This is a genomic window from Nonomuraea phyllanthi (genome assembly GCF_006334985.2).
In the GTDB taxonomy this organism is placed as follows: Bacteria; Actinomycetota; Actinomycetes; order Streptosporangiales; family Streptosporangiaceae; genus Nonomuraea; species Nonomuraea phyllanthi.
In genome coordinates, this window is record NZ_VDLX02000032.1 from 52,225 (window position 1) to 67,084 (window position 14,860).

At 72.0% G+C, this 14,860-nt stretch carries 18 protein-coding genes; 7 read left to right on the forward strand and 11 right to left on the reverse strand.

The window, feature by feature from the left end:
• Window positions 1-78: 78 nt before the first annotated feature.
• Window positions 79-1,854, forward strand: a complete 1,776-nt coding sequence (locus tag FH608_RS48190; protein WP_226900547.1) for an FAD-binding oxidoreductase — start codon at window positions 79-81, stop codon at window positions 1,852-1,854.
• 60 nt (window positions 1,855-1,914) lie between these two features.
• Here the strand turns inward: FH608_RS48190 and FH608_RS48195 are convergent, their stop codons facing one another.
• Together FH608_RS48195 and FH608_RS48200 are read right to left on the reverse strand one after the other, a co-directional pair.
• Complete coding sequence (locus FH608_RS48195; protein WP_139637935.1) at window positions 1,915-2,391, reverse strand: hypothetical protein; 477 nt, start codon at window positions 2,389-2,391, stop codon at window positions 1,915-1,917.
• A gap of 200 nt (window positions 2,392-2,591) precedes the next feature.
• Entirely contained in the window at window positions 2,592-3,179 is a 588-nt protein-coding gene (locus FH608_RS48200; protein ID WP_139637936.1) for a TetR family transcriptional regulator, read from the reverse strand.
• A 97-nt stretch (window positions 3,180-3,276) separates the two neighbouring features.
• On the opposite strand from FH608_RS48200, the gene FH608_RS48205 reads away from it, so the two are divergent.
• Window positions 3,277-4,344, forward strand: a complete 1,068-nt coding sequence (locus FH608_RS48205; protein WP_139637937.1) for an NAD(P)-dependent alcohol dehydrogenase — start codon at window positions 3,277-3,279, stop codon at window positions 4,342-4,344.
• A gap of 18 nt (window positions 4,345-4,362) precedes the next feature.
• On the opposite strand, the gene FH608_RS48210 is transcribed toward FH608_RS48205, so the two are convergent.
• The 6 genes from FH608_RS48210 to FH608_RS48235 all read right to left on the reverse strand — a co-directional run bounded on the left by FH608_RS48210 (window position 4,363) and on the right by FH608_RS48235 (window position 8,556).
• Entirely contained in the window at window positions 4,363-5,151 is a 789-nt protein-coding gene (locus FH608_RS48210; protein WP_226900548.1) for an SDR family oxidoreductase, read from the reverse strand.
• Window positions 5,148-5,753: a TetR/AcrR family transcriptional regulator gene (locus FH608_RS48215; protein ID WP_139637938.1), complete on the reverse strand. Its 606-nt coding sequence runs from the start codon at window positions 5,751-5,753 to the stop codon at window positions 5,148-5,150. Before FH608_RS48215 ends, FH608_RS48210 begins: the two co-directional genes overlap by 4 nt.
• A gap of 75 nt (window positions 5,754-5,828) precedes the next feature.
• Window positions 5,829-6,419 (reverse strand): HD domain-containing protein, encoded by a 591-nt coding sequence (locus tag FH608_RS48220; protein WP_139637939.1) that lies wholly within the window; start codon window positions 6,417-6,419, stop codon window positions 5,829-5,831.
• 103 nt (window positions 6,420-6,522) lie between these two features.
• Complete coding sequence (locus FH608_RS48225) at window positions 6,523-6,987, reverse strand: cupin domain-containing protein (RefSeq protein WP_139637940.1); 465 nt, start codon at window positions 6,985-6,987, stop codon at window positions 6,523-6,525.
• Between the two features lie 129 nt (window positions 6,988-7,116).
• Window positions 7,117-8,040 (reverse strand): NADP-dependent oxidoreductase, encoded by a 924-nt coding sequence (locus FH608_RS48230; protein ID WP_139637941.1) that lies wholly within the window; start codon window positions 8,038-8,040, stop codon window positions 7,117-7,119.
• A gap of 150 nt (window positions 8,041-8,190) precedes the next feature.
• Window positions 8,191-8,556 carry an SgcJ/EcaC family oxidoreductase gene (locus FH608_RS48235; RefSeq protein WP_139637942.1) on the reverse strand — a complete coding sequence of 122 codons (366 nt, stop codon included), beginning with the start codon at window positions 8,554-8,556 and terminating at the stop codon, window positions 8,191-8,193.
• A 93-nt stretch (window positions 8,557-8,649) separates the two neighbouring features.
• Here FH608_RS48235 and FH608_RS48240 point away from each other — a divergent pair, with 93 nt between their 5' ends.
• Window positions 8,650-9,300 carry a TetR/AcrR family transcriptional regulator gene (locus FH608_RS48240; protein WP_139637943.1) on the forward strand — a complete coding sequence of 217 codons (651 nt, stop codon included), beginning with the start codon at window positions 8,650-8,652 and terminating at the stop codon, window positions 9,298-9,300.
• A gap of 27 nt (window positions 9,301-9,327) precedes the next feature.
• On the opposite strand, the gene FH608_RS48245 is transcribed toward FH608_RS48240, so the two are convergent.
• Entirely contained in the window at window positions 9,328-10,230 is a 903-nt protein-coding gene (locus FH608_RS48245) for an NmrA/HSCARG family protein (protein WP_226900549.1), read from the reverse strand.
• A 117-nt stretch (window positions 10,231-10,347) separates the two neighbouring features.
• Between FH608_RS48245 and FH608_RS48250 the strand changes: the two genes are divergently transcribed.
• On the forward strand, window positions 10,348-10,950 hold the full coding sequence (locus FH608_RS48250) for a TetR/AcrR family transcriptional regulator (RefSeq protein ID WP_226900550.1): 603 nt from the start codon (window positions 10,348-10,350) through the stop codon (window positions 10,948-10,950).
• 36 nt (window positions 10,951-10,986) lie between these two features.
• Here the strand turns inward: FH608_RS48250 and FH608_RS48255 are convergent, their stop codons facing one another.
• On the reverse strand, window positions 10,987-11,166 hold the full coding sequence (locus FH608_RS48255) for a hypothetical protein (RefSeq protein ID WP_139637945.1): 180 nt from the start codon (window positions 11,164-11,166) through the stop codon (window positions 10,987-10,989).
• A gap of 114 nt (window positions 11,167-11,280) precedes the next feature.
• Between FH608_RS48255 and FH608_RS48260 the strand changes: the two genes are divergently transcribed.
• Window positions 11,281-12,486, forward strand: a complete 1,206-nt coding sequence (locus FH608_RS48260; protein WP_139637946.1) for a sensor histidine kinase — start codon at window positions 11,281-11,283, stop codon at window positions 12,484-12,486.
• Window positions 12,483-13,109: a response regulator gene (locus tag FH608_RS48265; RefSeq protein WP_139637947.1), complete on the forward strand. Its 627-nt coding sequence runs from the start codon at window positions 12,483-12,485 to the stop codon at window positions 13,107-13,109. Before FH608_RS48260 ends, FH608_RS48265 begins: the two co-directional genes overlap by 4 nt.
• 28 nt (window positions 13,110-13,137) lie before the next feature.
• Here FH608_RS48265 and FH608_RS48270 read toward each other — a convergent pair whose 3' ends face one another.
• Window positions 13,138-14,112 (reverse strand): helix-turn-helix transcriptional regulator, encoded by a 975-nt coding sequence (locus FH608_RS48270; RefSeq protein ID WP_139637948.1) that lies wholly within the window; start codon window positions 14,110-14,112, stop codon window positions 13,138-13,140.
• A 136-nt stretch (window positions 14,113-14,248) separates the two neighbouring features.
• Here FH608_RS48270 and FH608_RS48275 point away from each other — a divergent pair, with 136 nt between their 5' ends.
• Window positions 14,249-14,644 carry a RidA family protein gene (locus tag FH608_RS48275; RefSeq protein ID WP_139637954.1) on the forward strand — a complete coding sequence of 132 codons (396 nt, stop codon included), beginning with the start codon at window positions 14,249-14,251 and terminating at the stop codon, window positions 14,642-14,644.
• Window positions 14,645-14,860: the final 216 nt, after the last annotated feature.

A 14,860-nucleotide genomic window follows, 5' to 3' on the forward strand; every position in this document is an offset into this window, starting at 1 on the left:
ACCTATGATTCTGATGCTAGTGTTGGCCCTGCCAACGTTGGTTCGTCCAACATATTTGCAGCAAGGGTGAATGACGACATGCTTGACACGAACCTCGCGGCCGGCCCGCTCCAGACCCTCACGGGCGTCTGGGCCGGTCCGGCGCACCACGACAACCAGACCGTGATGTCGTTCGCCCCCGACGGCACGATCGCCCTGCGTTCACCCCACAGCGTGGGCACCGGGGCCTGGCGCGCGGGCGAGCCCGGCCGTTTCTCCTACGACCTCACCGAGACGTTCACCCCGGCCGCGGACCAGGCGGGCCGCCGGCAGATCCACGTGGATGCCCACCTGGAGGGAGCCGCGTATCACGGGATCGGCACCGTCGAGACGTACGCCCCCGACGGCGTTCTCCCGCACACCACCACCTCGGCGACGTTCACCGCCGAGCGCCGCGCCGGCGGGCGGGCGGCCTGGCACGAGGTGGTGACCCTGGGCGCGGAGATCCGGGGACGCACGCTCCACCCCGGTGACGAGGGATTCGAGGAGGCCTGCTCTGGCTGGTTGCTGACGGTCGAGCACCATCCCGCCGCGGTCGTGGTCGCCGCCGACGCCGAGGACGTGGCCGCCGCCGTCCGCTTCGCGGGGCGGGCAGGGCTTCCTGTCGCGGTGCAGTCGACAGGGCACGGCACGTCGGTGCCCGCGGACGGCGCCGTGTTCATCGCCACCGGGCAGTTGCGCGAGCTGTCGGTGGACCCGGGTGCCGGCACCGCGCGGATCGGCGCCGGGCTGCGGTGGGACGACGTGCTCGCCGCGGCGGCCGAGCACGGGCTCGCGCCGCTGTGCGGCTCCTCGGGCCGGGTCGGGGTGATGGGCTTCCTGACCGGCGGCGGGCTCCCGCTGGCCGGCCGTACGTACGGCTTCGCCGCCGACCGCGTCCGCTCGCTCGACATCGTCACCGCCGACGGCCGGCTCCGCACCGTCTCGCCGGCCCGGGAGCCCGACCTGTTCTGGGCGGTACGGGGCGGCAAGAGCAACTTCGGGGTGGTGGTCGCGGCCGAGATCGAGCTGCTGCCGCTGCGCACGATCTACGGTGGCGAGCTGTCCTTCCCGGTCAGAGACTCCCGGACCGCCGCCCACGTGCTCGGCACCTACCTGGCCTGGACCAAGGAGCAGCCGGACGAGATGTCGTCGTCCGTGTCGCTGCTGCGCTTCCCCGACGCGCCGCAGCTGCCCGAGGAGTTCCGCGGTCGATCGTTCGTGCAGGTCCGGGTGGTGTACGTGGGGGAGGAGGAGCGGGGCGCGCGGCTGGTGGAGCCGCTGCGTGCGCTCGGCCCGGACAAGGACACGTGCGGCGCCCTGCCGTACGCGCAGATCACCGAGATCTTCCAGGACCCCAAGAACCCGGTCAGGGTGCACCTGCGCGGGGCGTTGCTCCACGAACTGGACGAGGAGGCGGTGCGGGAGCTGGTCTCGTTCATCGACCCGTCGGCGCCCGGGGGGCCGTTCCCCGGCATCGAGCTACGCCACCTGGGCGGGGCGCTGAACCGGCCGCCCGCCCGCCCGCACGCGGTCAGCACCCAGGACGCGGCCTTCCACCTGTGGCTGCGGATGCCGGCTCCCGCCGAGCAGGCCGACACGGTACGCGAGGTCGCCGACGCCGCGCTGGAGCGGCTGCGGCGGTGGGACACCGGCGCCATGCTTCCGGGGTTCCTGTTCGACCCCGATTCCGCTCCCGAGCGGGTCAGGCGGGCCTACACCGAGACGGACTACCGCCGCCTCGCCGCCCTGAAGGCGACCTACGACCCGGACCACCTTTTCCGCATCAACCACACCATCCCGCCGTCCAGTGACGATGATCGCGATCGGTCCTGAACGGGGGGCGGGAGATGAGGTCGGCGGCCCGTACAGGCCGGCGCGGGCCACCGACTGACGTCAATTGCAGAGACTGATGTACCAGACCGGCTTGAAATCGATGATCTCGAAATAGCCCGGCGGGGTCGACTGGATCTCGGCGTACCGTCGGTCGAGATATTTCACCGTGACGTTCTGATGGTTGTAGACCAGGCTGTGGGAGTCGTCGCCATTGACGCCCCAATTGGTCAGCGCGTACGTCGTGCACTTGTAGAACTGGAAGCCGATGCTCTGCCCGCCGCTGCCCACCTGGGTGGTGCAGAACCTGTACGCCGGGCAGCGCTTCGTCCAGGCCGCGCGCCCCATTCCGAGCGGGTCCTCCGTGTATTCGGCGCTGGGACTCACCGACACCAGGGCACCGGCCACCCCTACCTCTCCGGCCTCCTGCGCCGCGCCGCCGTCCGGTGGCGCGGCGCTCGCGGTGGTCCCGGTCGAGAGCAGTCCCGCTGCGATGAGCACGACCACGACAATGGCCCGCTTGAAAAGCGTCGCCTTCATGAGCCTCCCCTTTTGCGGTTTTTCCGGTGGCGGGATCCCGCCACCGGAACGACCCTCACAACGCGCGGATCAGCGAGCAAGATCTCGGGGGAGTGGAGGTCCGGAACGTTGGGAAGGTTGTCCTTCCCTGACCGGGTGCGGCGGGGAGAAGCGCCGTTCGACGCGGTCAATCGGCGGCGGGGGCGTGCCGTTCGACGCCGTCAATCGGCCGCGACCGCGCGGCGGACGCAGTCGCGGAGCAGGGCGCGGCGCTGTTCGTGTACCTCGGCGGGCTCCTCGGCGGTGGCCGCGTAGACGTTGCTGACCGGTGACCAGGCCATGGACATGGCGATGACGATGGCCATCACGTCGAACGGGTCTCCCTGGCGCACCCGCCCGGCGGCCTGGGCCTCGGCGATGGCGCGCAGCTTCTGGTCGTCGAGGCGGTCGTGGCCCTCCACGAGGTGGCCGGCCGGCCGGCGTTCCAGGCGCGCCCAGGTGGCCAGCCGGATGAGGTCGGGACGGCGGAGGTACTCGTCGTACAGGCGCACGGCCCAGTCCGCGAGGTCGTCGGCGTCGATCGGGACGACGTTCACGATCCGCTCCAGCGAGCCGAAGAAGATCGTGTCGAAGAGCCTGTCCTTGCTGCCGAAGTAGGCGTAGAGCTGGGCCTTGTTGGTGCGGGCGGCGGACACGATCCGCTCGATGCGCGCCCCGGCGATGCCGTGCTCGGCGAACTCCCGGGTCGCCACGTCGAGGATGCGCTGGTACGTCGCGGCTCCGCGCGAGGTCAGGGGCTGGTCCGCCATGCCCGCGACGCTACCAGACAGAACAGTTGGTTTGCTCTGCGCGCCAGGCTGCGCCTACCATCAAATAAACCGAACAGTCTGTTTGAGGAGGAGTGCCGTGCGGACCACGACCGGATGGCAGGCGGACGGCCCGGCGGCGGCGCTGCGGCGCACACCGCTGAAGCGCCGCGACCTGCGCCCCGACGATCTCGCGATCCGGATCGACTACTGCGGCGTGTGCCACAGCGACCTGCACGCGCTGCGCGACCACGACAGCGCGGCGGGGCCCCTGGTGCCGGGGCACGAGTTCACCGGCGTGGTGACCGAGACCGGGCCCGCGGTCGCCGGCTTCGCCGCCGGTGACCGGGTCGCCGTCGGCAACATCGTCGACTCGTGCGGCGAGTGCCCCATGTGCCGGGCCGGCCAGGAGAACTTCTGCCACGCCTTCCCGACCCTGACCTACGGCGGCACCGACCGGCGGGACGGATCCACCACCCTGGGTGGATTCTCCCGCGAGTACGTCGTCCGCGACCGGTTCGCCTACCCGCTTCCCCCGGGTCTGGACCCGGCCGCCGCCGCTCCGCTGCTCTGCGCCGGCGTCACCGTCTGGGAGCCCCTGCACGCCCTGGGAGTGGGCCCCGGCAGCCGCGTCGCCGTGGCGGGGCTGGGCGGCCTGGGGCATCTCGCGGTCAAGATGGCCGTCGCTCTGGGCGCCACCACCTCGGTCATCAGCCGCTCACCCGGCAAGGCCGACGACGCACGCCGTCTCGGCGCCCACGCCTTCGTCCTCTCCACGGACCCGATCCATCTGGCCCGGGCGCGAGACGGGTTCGACGTCGTCATCGACACCATCTCCACCCCGCACGACCTCGGCCCGTACCTGCGACTGGTGGCCCTGGACGGCACGCTCAGCCACCTCGGCCACCTCGGACCGGTCACCGTGGAGACCATGGACCTGCTCGTGGGGCGCAAGAAGCTCAGCTCCGCGGGCAGCGGAGGCCGTCCCGCCACCGCCGCCATGCTGGACTTCTGCGCCGCCAACGGCATCACCGCCGAGATCGAGTTGCTGCCCTCGGCGCGGGTCCACGAGGCCCTCGACCGCCTGCGCCGCAACGACGTCCGCTACCGGTTCGTCCTCGACATGTCCGACCTGGACGGAGCGGCCCCGCCCGAACCGCACGCCTGACCGCCTGGCCGGCGGCCGTCAGTGCCAGTGACGATCCCCGATCAACGCCGCCTCCGCGCCTCCGTCGGCGAAGATGACCTGCCCGGTGACGAAGCGGTTGTCCGCACCGGCGAGCCAGCAGATGAGCTCGCCCACCCACTCCGGCCGCCCCGGAAATCCGCCGAACGGCTGCGGCGCGGCGCTCTCCACGGCGGTGCGCACCTCGTCGCCGGCGAAGATCCAGGAAGCCGCGGGGGTGTCGACGACGCCGGACGCGACGACGTTGAGCGCGATGCCGGCCCCCGCCCATGGGGGAGTCGGGGCGACCCGCCGCACCCAGCGGTTCAACGCGCGCTTGGCGATGCCGTACGCGCCGGCGGTGCCGCCGATGGATGGCTCCGCGGCGACGTGAGCGACGGCGGCGGCCTCGTCGCCGTCGAGGCAGGCCCGCACCACGCGCTCGTCCACCGGCGCCAGCGACGAGGTCGACGAGACGGCCACGGCTCGGGGCGCCTCGCTCCGCGCCAGCAGCGGCCGGAGCCCTTCGAGGGTCGCGACGGCACCGAAGTAGTTCGTCTCGAGAAGTCCCGTCTTGCCGCCTCCGGCGATGGCGAGCACCGCGTCGATGGGCCCGTACGCGCTCACCTGGTGGACCAGCTCCTGCCGGCCCTCGGGCGTGGACAGGTCGGCTTCGATGTCGGCGTCGCCGAGGTCGCAGCCGATGACCTTGGCCCCGCGCTCGCGGAGCAGGGCCGTGGTCGCGGCGCCGATGCCCGATGCCGAGCCGGTCACGACGTACGTCCGCCCGGCGATCCCCGTGTCCGTCACTGCCGTTCCTCCTGCCTGGTCGACTGCTCGTCACGCGTACCGCGGCCGAAGAGTTCGACCAGTTCCTGCGCGCATCGGCCGGGGTCGTGGCCGGCGGAGAGGAGCGGGGCCACGCTGTCGATCGAGGCGCGCAGCACCGCCGCCATGACCTGCGGGTCGAACGGGCGGAAGGCTCCGGAGCCCTGCCCCTTCGCGAAGAGGCCGGCCAGCCGGTTCTGGGATTCGATGTGGTGGCGTTCCCACAGGCCCTGACCGCCGTTGAGCAGGATCTGCTGGAGCGCCCGCACCTGCGGCAGGTTGTCGGCGATGAACGCCACGTTCGCCCGGATGGCGGTGGCGAGCAGGTCGCCGGCGTCGGTCACGCCTTCAAGGGCGGGCCGCATGTACGCCTCGGCGTCGGCCACGATCTGGTCGGCGACGGCCGCGAACAGCTCCTCCTTGCCGGAGAAGTGGTAGGTGATCAGCCGCTTGCTGCTGAGCCCGGCCTCCTGGCAGATGGCCTCGAAGGTGGTGGCCTGGTAGCCGCGCTCGGCCAGCACGGTGATCGCGGCGCGGGCGATCTGCTCCTTGCGGGCCGCCGTCGCCGCCTGATGGGCGGTCATGACCGCGGCATCCGTTTATTATCCATGCGAATAACATTATCCGGATGGATAAACTCATGACAAGGCCCGATGGTGTCAGGCGGGTGGGGAGGCTTCGAGAGGGTTGGCGGCGATCCGCCCCGCGACGTCGTTCCTGACCGACGCGGCCGCGGCGCTGTCGGGCTTGCGCTCGGCCTGGTCCTCGAAGCACGCCAGGAACTCGGCGCCGAATCCCAGCCGGGGATAGCGGGCGAGCATCTCCGCCCTGGCGTCCGGCGAGAACTCCTCCGGGTGCCGTCCGACCACCTCCCAGCTTGTGGCGACCTGCAGCAGGTGGGACTCGGGGTCGGAGTCCGGGGACACGTCGGCCCGCATGTGCAGGGTGATGATCTCGGTGGCCCTGGCGGCCCGCTCCACCGGCCAGCCGGTCGCCACGCCGAAGACCCAGGCCAGCTGCCCTCCCGCTTCCTCGAACGGCAGCCGGTGGCTGTCGAAGGCCTCCGTCAGCCCGAGGTCGTGGAGCAGGGCCGAGACGTAGTAGAGCTCGTCGTCGAAGGCGATCCCGTGCGCCGCGCCGTACATCGCCCCCCACAGGTAGGAGCGGACGCAGTGGTTGAGCAGCGCGGGCGAGTAGAAGCGGGTGGCCACCGACAGCGCCGCCGCGGCGGCGGGAGTCTCCGGGAACATGGGTCCAGCTTTCGTCCGGTCGTCAGGGCGTCGTGGGACCGCGGTCTCACGACGCGGGGATCGCGCTGATCACGCCCGCGCCGTTTGGGGCAGGCCGACGGCCCTAGCCTGGCGGATCGTCGACCTTGAGCTTGTGTCCCGTGTCGGAGACGAAGACGACCAGCAGCTTGGCCGGTCGTGTCCGGCTGGTGTTCTCCGTGAGCACGTGGTGGGCGCCCGGCTGCTCGACCCAGTTCTCGCCCTGGCGGTACGTACGCACCGGCTCGCCGCCGAGCTGGCTGCGCACGGTGCCTTCGAGCACGTAGGCGTAGACGAAGGCCGTGCCGTGCCGATGCGGCTTCGCGCGCGCGGCGGGCGGGAAGCTCACGATCTCCGAGGTGAACGTCTTGCCCTTGACGTTGGGAAGCGCCTGTTCCACGAGCGGCGACACCGTCTCGGACGGAGGCTGCGACGTCGTGGCGGCCACCGGCACCTGCTCGATCGCGCGCTCCGCTGCGGGCGCGCACGCGACGGTCGCGGTCACCATGCCGGCGGCCAGAAGGCCACCGGCGAACCCTGCTCGGATCATGACGGCTCTCCTACCTCGCGCGGTCGTCTCGGTCAGGAGGAGTGATGAGTACGCTGTCCAGGCATGTCCGCGCCTAACCACGGGCGGGTTCAAGCCTCGGCATGGTCCGCGCAAATGCCGCCGAGCCGGCTATTCGCCTTCCGTGACCCGGATGATCGTCCTGCCGGGGGTGCGCTGGGCCGGCGCGAACGCGGAGGGCGCGTCGGCGAGCGTCCGCACGTCGCCGACGATCAACCGGAGCCGTCCGTCCCGGACGCGCTGCACCAGGTCCGCGAGCCGGACACGATCGGGCTCGACGACGAAGAAGATCGCCTGCCCGTCACGGGGCCGGACCGTGGGCGGCGAGACGATGGTGACGAGCGTGCCGCCGGCGCGCACCAGCGCGGCCGAGCGGTCCAGGATGTCACCCCCGATCACGTCCAGCACCACGTCGACCTGACCGGCGTCGTCAAGGGAATCGGCCTGCAGGTCCACGAAGGCGTCCACGCCGAGACCGAGCGCTGTGTCCCTGTCGCCGGCCCTCCCGGTGCCGATCACCCGGGCTCCTGCCTCGCGCGCGAGCTGCGCCGCGACAGAGCCGACACCGCCCGCGACGCCGTGGATCAGGACGGTCTGGCCGGCGACGAGGCGGCCGTGGTCGAACAGGCCCTGCCAGGCGGTCAGTCCTGAGATCGGCAGGGCGGCGGCCACGGTGTGGCCGACGTCGGACGGCAGCGGCGCGAGGTTGCGGGCCTCCACCGCCACGTACTCGGCCAGCGTTCCGTTGCGGGCCCAGTCGGTCAGCCCGAACACCCGCTGGCCGACGGTCAGGCCGGTTGTTCCGTATCCCAGATCGGCGACGACCCCCGACACCTCGTGCCCGGGCACGCTGGGCGTCCGGTCGCGGCCGGCGCGATCGGCCCACGTCCCCGGCCAGTCGAGCTCTCCGCGGGTGAACCCCGCGGCGTGCACCCGGACGACGACGTCGTTCTCGGCGGCGTGCGGGTACGGCTCTTCCGTCAGGGAAAGCCCTGCAAGGCCCGCGGCGCGGTCTCGGACGGTGATGGCCTGCATGACCGGTCCTCGCTCGTGGTGGAGATGTCGAACAGGACGAACGTACAGGCGTTCCCCTCTCGAACGGGTCTCTGCCACGACGTAACACGCGAATCTGTACCGAGAAGTGGACGCCCTGAAGGTGCCGCCCTCCGCGGCCGGTTCACCTGCTCATGCGGCCGCCACCGGGGTGGTCTGGGCCAGTGCGATCCGCCAGGCTCCCTCGTCCTTGACCAGCACGAACGTCAGCGCTCCCGTACGGCCGTCGTTCACGTGCTTGGTCAGGGCGGCCAGCGCCACGTCGGGCCGCAGGAACGTGATGTCGAGCAGCTCGTTCTTGGTCAGCACGTCCTTCAACGGGGTGCGCAGCGCCTGGGCCATGACCTTCCTGACCTGGTCGCGGCCGCGCAGCCGGATCCCGGTGAAGTTGATCAGGGACACCTCATCGGTCAGCAGCCCGGTGAAACCGTCCACGTCGCTCTGCAGCTCTTCGGCGTCACGGACGACCTGCTCGATCGCCTCGATGTCGGCGTTCATCCCGTACCTCCTCAGGTTGATTGCGGAGCGAATCGCTCCGCTAAGGAAGCTATACCGGAGCGATTCGCTCCGCAAGTGGTAGGGTCAGTGGCGATGACCACACGCAAAGACATCGCCGAGCGCAACGACCGCGCGCTGCTCCAGGCGGCCCGCGACGTGCTCGCCGAGGACGGCGCGCACGCGTCCGTCGCCGCCATCGCGTCGCGGGCGGGCGTCGGCATCGGCAGCCTCTACCGGCGCTACAAGACCAAGGAAGAGCTGTTCCAGCGGCTCAGCGTGCTCTCCCTCGACCACTGGAACGAGGCGGCCGAGCGGGGCCTGGCCGATCCCGATCCGTGGGCGGGGCTGGCGGCGTTCGTCCGGAGTTGCGTGGAGTTCGGGCAGGGGTCGCTGTCTCCCATCGCCGGCGCCGTCGAGGTGACCCGGGAGATGAGCGCCAAGGCCCGCCACGGCGACGAGCTGCTCGACGAGCTGGTACGGCGGGCGCGCGAGGCCGGCGTCCTGCGCGGGGACGTGACCGCGGTCGACATCTCGCTGCTCATCGAGCAGCTCGGCCGCTCCCCGCTGGTCGATCAGCTGCGCAAGCAGGGCAGGGACGACCTGCTGCCCGCCGCCGCCGAGGCTCGCCGGCGGCTGGTCGCGATAGCGATCGACGGGTTGCGGCCGGGGTCCCGCCCTCTGCCCGGTTCGCCGCCGGGCGGGGAGCTCTTCACCGACCGCTGGTCGAGCCCGCGACAGCCGTAATCCGCCGGGGATGGGGAGCAAGCGCGTTCATCGGTCCTGCCGGGCGGCCAGGAAGCCGGCGATCTGGGCCGCCCCGGTGCGCCGCAGCCAGGTGCGCAGGTCCATCAGGCCCGGGTGCAGGGTACGGGTGAAGGCGACGTCGGCGCGGTAGCCGCGTTCGTTGAGCCAGGTGTAGGCGTAGGCGAAGTCCGCGCCAACCTGGGCGATCACCTCGATCGGGATCTGGACGTACGGCAGCGGCCGGCCGATCGCCTCCGAGATGGCGGCGGCGATCTGGCGTGGGGTCAGCTCGTCCCCGGCCAGGTCGACCGCGCGGCCGATCCACTCGCCCGGCTCGGCGAAGGCCAGCGCGGCGAGGGCGCCGACGTCGTCCACGGCCATGATCTGCTGCGGCACGTCGGCGGCGAACGCGGTGGCCACGGCGCCGTCGTGCAGGTGGTAGGCGCCGGTGTAGTTCTCCATGAACGAGACCGGGCGCAGGAAGGTCGCGGGCAGGCCCAGCCTTTTGATGTGCTGTTCGATCCGCCACTTGTTGATCGTGTTGCTCGGCAGTTTCTCGGTGTCGTGGCGGCCGGCGCCGGCGAGCGAGGCGTAGACCAGATGCCGCACGCCGGCGGCGTGGGCCGCGTCGGCGACGTTGCGGCCCCAGCGGACCTCGTCCTCGGCCGTGAAGCCGGCCGGGGTGCCCGGGGAGCCGACGGTGGGCTGCACGCTGAACAGGCCGTAGGCGCCTTCGGCCGCGGCGACGAGCGAGGCGGGATCGTCCATCTCGGCGCGGGCGAGCTCGGCGCCCGCCTGCGCCAGCGCCCGGGCCGCCGGGGCGTCCGGATCGCGCGTCACCGCCCGCACGTGCAGGCCGTCGGCGAGCAGATGCGCCGTCACGGCCCGGCCCTGGAGGCCGGTCGCCCCCACCACCACGATGGTCTTCACGATGTGTCTCCAGAAGGTAGGCATGCGGCGGCCACCCCTTAAGTGGGGTGGCCCTCCGGTTCTGGATGGGTACGATATGGAGGGCCACCCCGTTTTTGCAAGTCCGCCGGAGACCACATGCCACCAGCCAGCCGTACGACCTCGTCCGCGCGGCCGATGCGCGCCGACGCCCGCCGCAACTACGACCGCATCCTGGCCGCGGCCGCCGCGGCCGTCGCCGAGCACGGGGCGGAGGCGTCCCTGGAGGAGATCGCCCGGCGCGCCGGCGTCGGCTCGGCCACGCTGCACCGGCACTTCCCCTCCCGGCAGCAACTGCTGGAGGCGGTCTTCCGTGAGAAGGTGGAGACCCTGTGCGCCACCGCCGCCGACCTGGCGACCGGCCCCGATCCGCGAACCGCGCTGGCGACCTGGCTCAGAGCGGTCGCCAGGCACGCCGTGTCCAACCGGGGCCTGGCCGCCTCGCTGATGCGGGGCGCCCACGACGGCGACACCACCCTGGGCGCCACCTGCCACACCATGATCACCGAAGCCGGAGCGAACCTGCTGGCCCGCGCCCGCGAGGCGAACGCCGCACGGCCCGACGTCTCGATCACGGATCTGCTCACCCTCGTCAACGCCATCTGCCTGGCCGTCGAGCAGGAACCCGACGGCCAGGCCCAGGCCGACCGGCTGCTCACCCTCGCGCTGACCGGAGTGCATCCCGCGGGGGAAACGAACTGACGGGGAGATCGCCGCGGCGTTCCGCGACGTCGAAGGTCAGCCGCGACCGGTGAACAGGCCGCGCACCACCCACAGGCCGCCGAGCACCACGGCGCCGACGATCATGAAGGTCGTCATGGTGGCCTGGGCGATGTCGAGGATGGACAGGAGCCCGATCGTCAAGCCGTAGACGATGGACAGGGCGACAAGGACTCGTGCGGAGAGTTTCGGATTCATGGCCGCCGAGCCTGCCCGAGCCCCACAGCGCAGGGGCAGTCACCGGGGGACGGGACGCTGATTCCGACGACAGGTGGATACCAAGGGGCGGCGTCGGCCCTCCATACTGGCGGGATGGCTGGCGGCACCCTCACAGACCCGGTCGATCCCGGACGGGACGACTGGCACCGGACTGTTCCCGGCTGGCATCTCGCCTTCGCCACGTTGGCCGTGCTGACCGCCGGCCTTCTCTTCACCGGCGACGCCGGCCCTCCCGCCGCCGACCGGCCCGTCGCGCTGCTCGTGCTCGTGCTGCTGTGCGGCTGGTACGGAGCCACCGGCGCCCGCGCGCTGCATCGGACCCGCAGCCGGGTGGGCGTCGTCTATCTGGCCGGCGCCGTCCCCCTGTCGGCGGCGCTGTTCGCGGCGGCGCCTTCGGGCGCGCTCATGTCGTGCATGCTGTACCCGCATATCTGGGCGCTGCTCCCGCTGCGCAGAGCCATCGCCGTGACGGTCGCGAGCGTGGCGTCGATGGCCGCGGTCATGATCGTCCGCAGCGACGCGTACGGGCAGGAGCCGCCCTCGGTGATCCTCGTGGCGGCGGTGGCGCTGGTGGCCGCCCTCGTCCTCGGCGTCTGGATCACCCGGATCATCGAGCAGAGCCGGCAGCGCGCCAGGCTCGTCGAGGAGCTGGCCGCGACGCGCACCGAGCTGGCCGAGGTCAGCCGCCAGGCCGGGGCGCTGGCCGAGCGGGAGCGACTGGCCAGGGAGATCCACGACACGCTCGCGCAGGGTTTCACCAGCGTGCTGCTCCTGCTCGAAGCGGCCAAGGCCGGTACGTGCGAGCGCGACCAGGCCGCTCGCGGCCACCTCGACCAGGCCCGCCGCACCGCCGTGGACAACCTGGCGGAGGCCCGCGCCCTGGTCGCGGCGCTGCCGCCGCCCCAGCTCTTCGACGCCTCGCTGCCGGACGCCCTGGGCGGGCTCATCGAGCGGTTCGAGGCGGAGACCGCGATCGAGGCCGCCTTCATGGTGACCGGCACGCCCCGCCGGCTCACCCCGAACGAGGAGGTGATGCTGTTGCGCGTCACCCAGGAAGCCCTGGCCAACGTCCGCAAGCACGCGTCCGGCGCGGGCCGGCTGGAGGGCGTGCTGACGTACGGGAGCGGGGGCGTGACCCTGCGGATCAGCGACGACGGCCAGGGCTTCGACCCCGGCGATGCCGGCACCGGGTTCGGGATCGGCGGCATGCGCGAGCGGGTCACCGAGGTCGGGGGAAGTCTGAGCGTCGGCCCGGCCCGGCCCTCGGGGACCCTGGTCCAGGTGGAGCTGCCGTCATGACCGTCCGCGTCCTCATCGTCGACGACCACCCCATCGTCCGGCAGGGGCTGTGCGCCGTGCTGGCCGCCCAGCCGGGCCTCACGGTCGTGGCCGAATGCGGCACCGGCGAGGAGGCGGTCGCGCTGGCGGCGGCCGTCGTGCCCGACGTGGTGCTGATGGACCTGCGCCTGCCCGGGCTGGGCGGGGTCGAGGCGACCGAGCAGATCGTCGCGGCCGGGACCGCGACGGCGGTCGTCGTCCTCACCACCTACGACTCCGACGGGGACATCCTGCGCGCCGTCGCCGCGGGAGCGACCGGTTACCTGCTGAAGGACGCCTCGGGGGAGCAACTGGTCGCGGGGATCCGCACGGCCGCGGCGGGCGGCACCGTGCTCGCCGCTCCGGTCGCGGCCAAGCTGGCCACCCGCATGCGGGGTGAGGCCCCCGCCCTCACGGCCCGGGAGATCCAGGTGCTGGAGTGCGCGGCCCGCGGCCTGTCGAACCCGGAGACCGGCCGGGAGCTGTTCATCAGCGAGGCGACCGTGAAAAGCCACATGATGCGCATCTTCGACAAGCTCGGCGTCGCCGACCGCACCGCCGCCGTGACCACCGCCATCGCCCGCGGCATCCTCAACCCACCCTGATCCCGGCTACAAGAGCCACCGCCCCGTTTCAGGAGGAACCTCCGTAGCGGGTGGCGATCGCGGTGGCGCGGTCGCGCAGGGAGTCGCGCAACCACTGCGGGGCCAGGGCCTCCCCGTTCGTGGCGAGCTGCCACAGCGCCCATTCGGCATGTCTCGGGTCTTGGAAGGTCACCTCCATCAGCAGCCGGCCGTCGGGCTCGGCTTCTTCGGCGAGTACGGCCAGCGCGGTGCCCACCAGGTCCTCCCGCCGCGCCGGGTTGACCCGTACCAGCACGGTGACCTGGTCGCCGCCCGTCCGGAAGCGGGTGCTGCGCTCCTGCCAGGCCCGGTCCAGATCGACCCGGTCCGGTCGCTGCGCGGGTTCGGCGAGCACCTTGGCGGCCAGGACCCGGGACAGCCGGTAGGTGCGGTCCGCGCCGGACCTCGTGGCCAGCAGGTAGCCCCGGTCGCGGATGGTGACCAGGCCGATCGGGTCCACCGTGCGCCACTTCGGCGGCTGGTCCACGGCCGCGTAGTGGATCTGCAGCTTGTGCCCGGCGAACACCGCGCGCAGGACCTCGGCCGCTATGGCGTCGGGCACCTCGTCGGCGTCCGACCGGCGCGCGAGGAGGTCGGTCTCCGGGTCGATGAGCAGGCGCTCGGCCGCGCCCGCCGCGGTGTCCCGATAGCTGTCGGGCAGCGCGTCGACCACCTTGAGCATCGCCGAAGCGAGCGCCGAGCCGAGACCGAACGCCTGCGCGCCGCGCCGCGATCCGGCGACCAGCAGGGCAAGGGCCTCGTCGTGGTTCAGCCCGGTGAGCTCGGTACGGAAACCGGGCAGCAGCGCGAATCCGCCGTGCCGGCCGCGTTCGGCGTAGACGGGGACACCGGCCGCGGACAGCGCCTCGATGTCGCGCAGCACGGTGCGGGTGGACACCTCCAGCTCGCGGGCCAGCGCGGCCGCGGACAGCCGGCCGTGCCGCCGTAGCAGCAGCACCAGCGAGACCAGCCGGTCGGCGCGCATACGAGAACGCTATCGAAATACACGACACAGGATGTCGTGATTTGTTGGGAGGCTCATCACACGACGCCCGAGATCGTGCCTGCGGGGCCGATCGGCGTACGTGAATGTCGACGAATCGAATGGAGCTGATGTGGCGATGGAGCGAACGGCGGTCAACCCGTGGGCGTGGTCGGTGGAGATGGGCTACAACCAGGGGGAGGTCGTCTCCGGGCACACCCGGACCCTCTACTGCGCCGGGCAGACCGCGATGAGCGGCGACGGCAAGCCGCAGCATGACCGTGACATGGCGGCGCAGCTGGCGCTGAGCCTGGACAACCTGGAGGCGGTGCTCGGCGAGGCCGGCATGTCCCTCGCGGACCTTGTCCGGCTCAACGTCTACACCACCGACGTCGATCGGCTCTTCGAGCACTACGGCGTGCTGGCGTCGCGGTTGGGCGCCGCCGGGGTGGCGCCGACCACCACGATGCTCGGGGTGACCCGGCTGGCGATCCCCACCCTGATGGTCGAGCTCGAGGGGACCGCCGTCGCGTGACGCGACCTCTCCGGGCCCGCTCTGACGGATGACCCCGTACACGGCTGCGACCGGGGCCGGAGCCCCGGTCGCAGCCGTCAGCAGGGTCGTCAGTCGTCGATGGCCTGGTAGAGGGTGGTCCAGAAGTCGTGGATGAGGTGCATGGAGTCGGGGGTGGAGGCGCCGACCTGGGTGAGCAGGATGCCGGTGAGGTGGTGGGCGGGGTCGGCGTAGGTG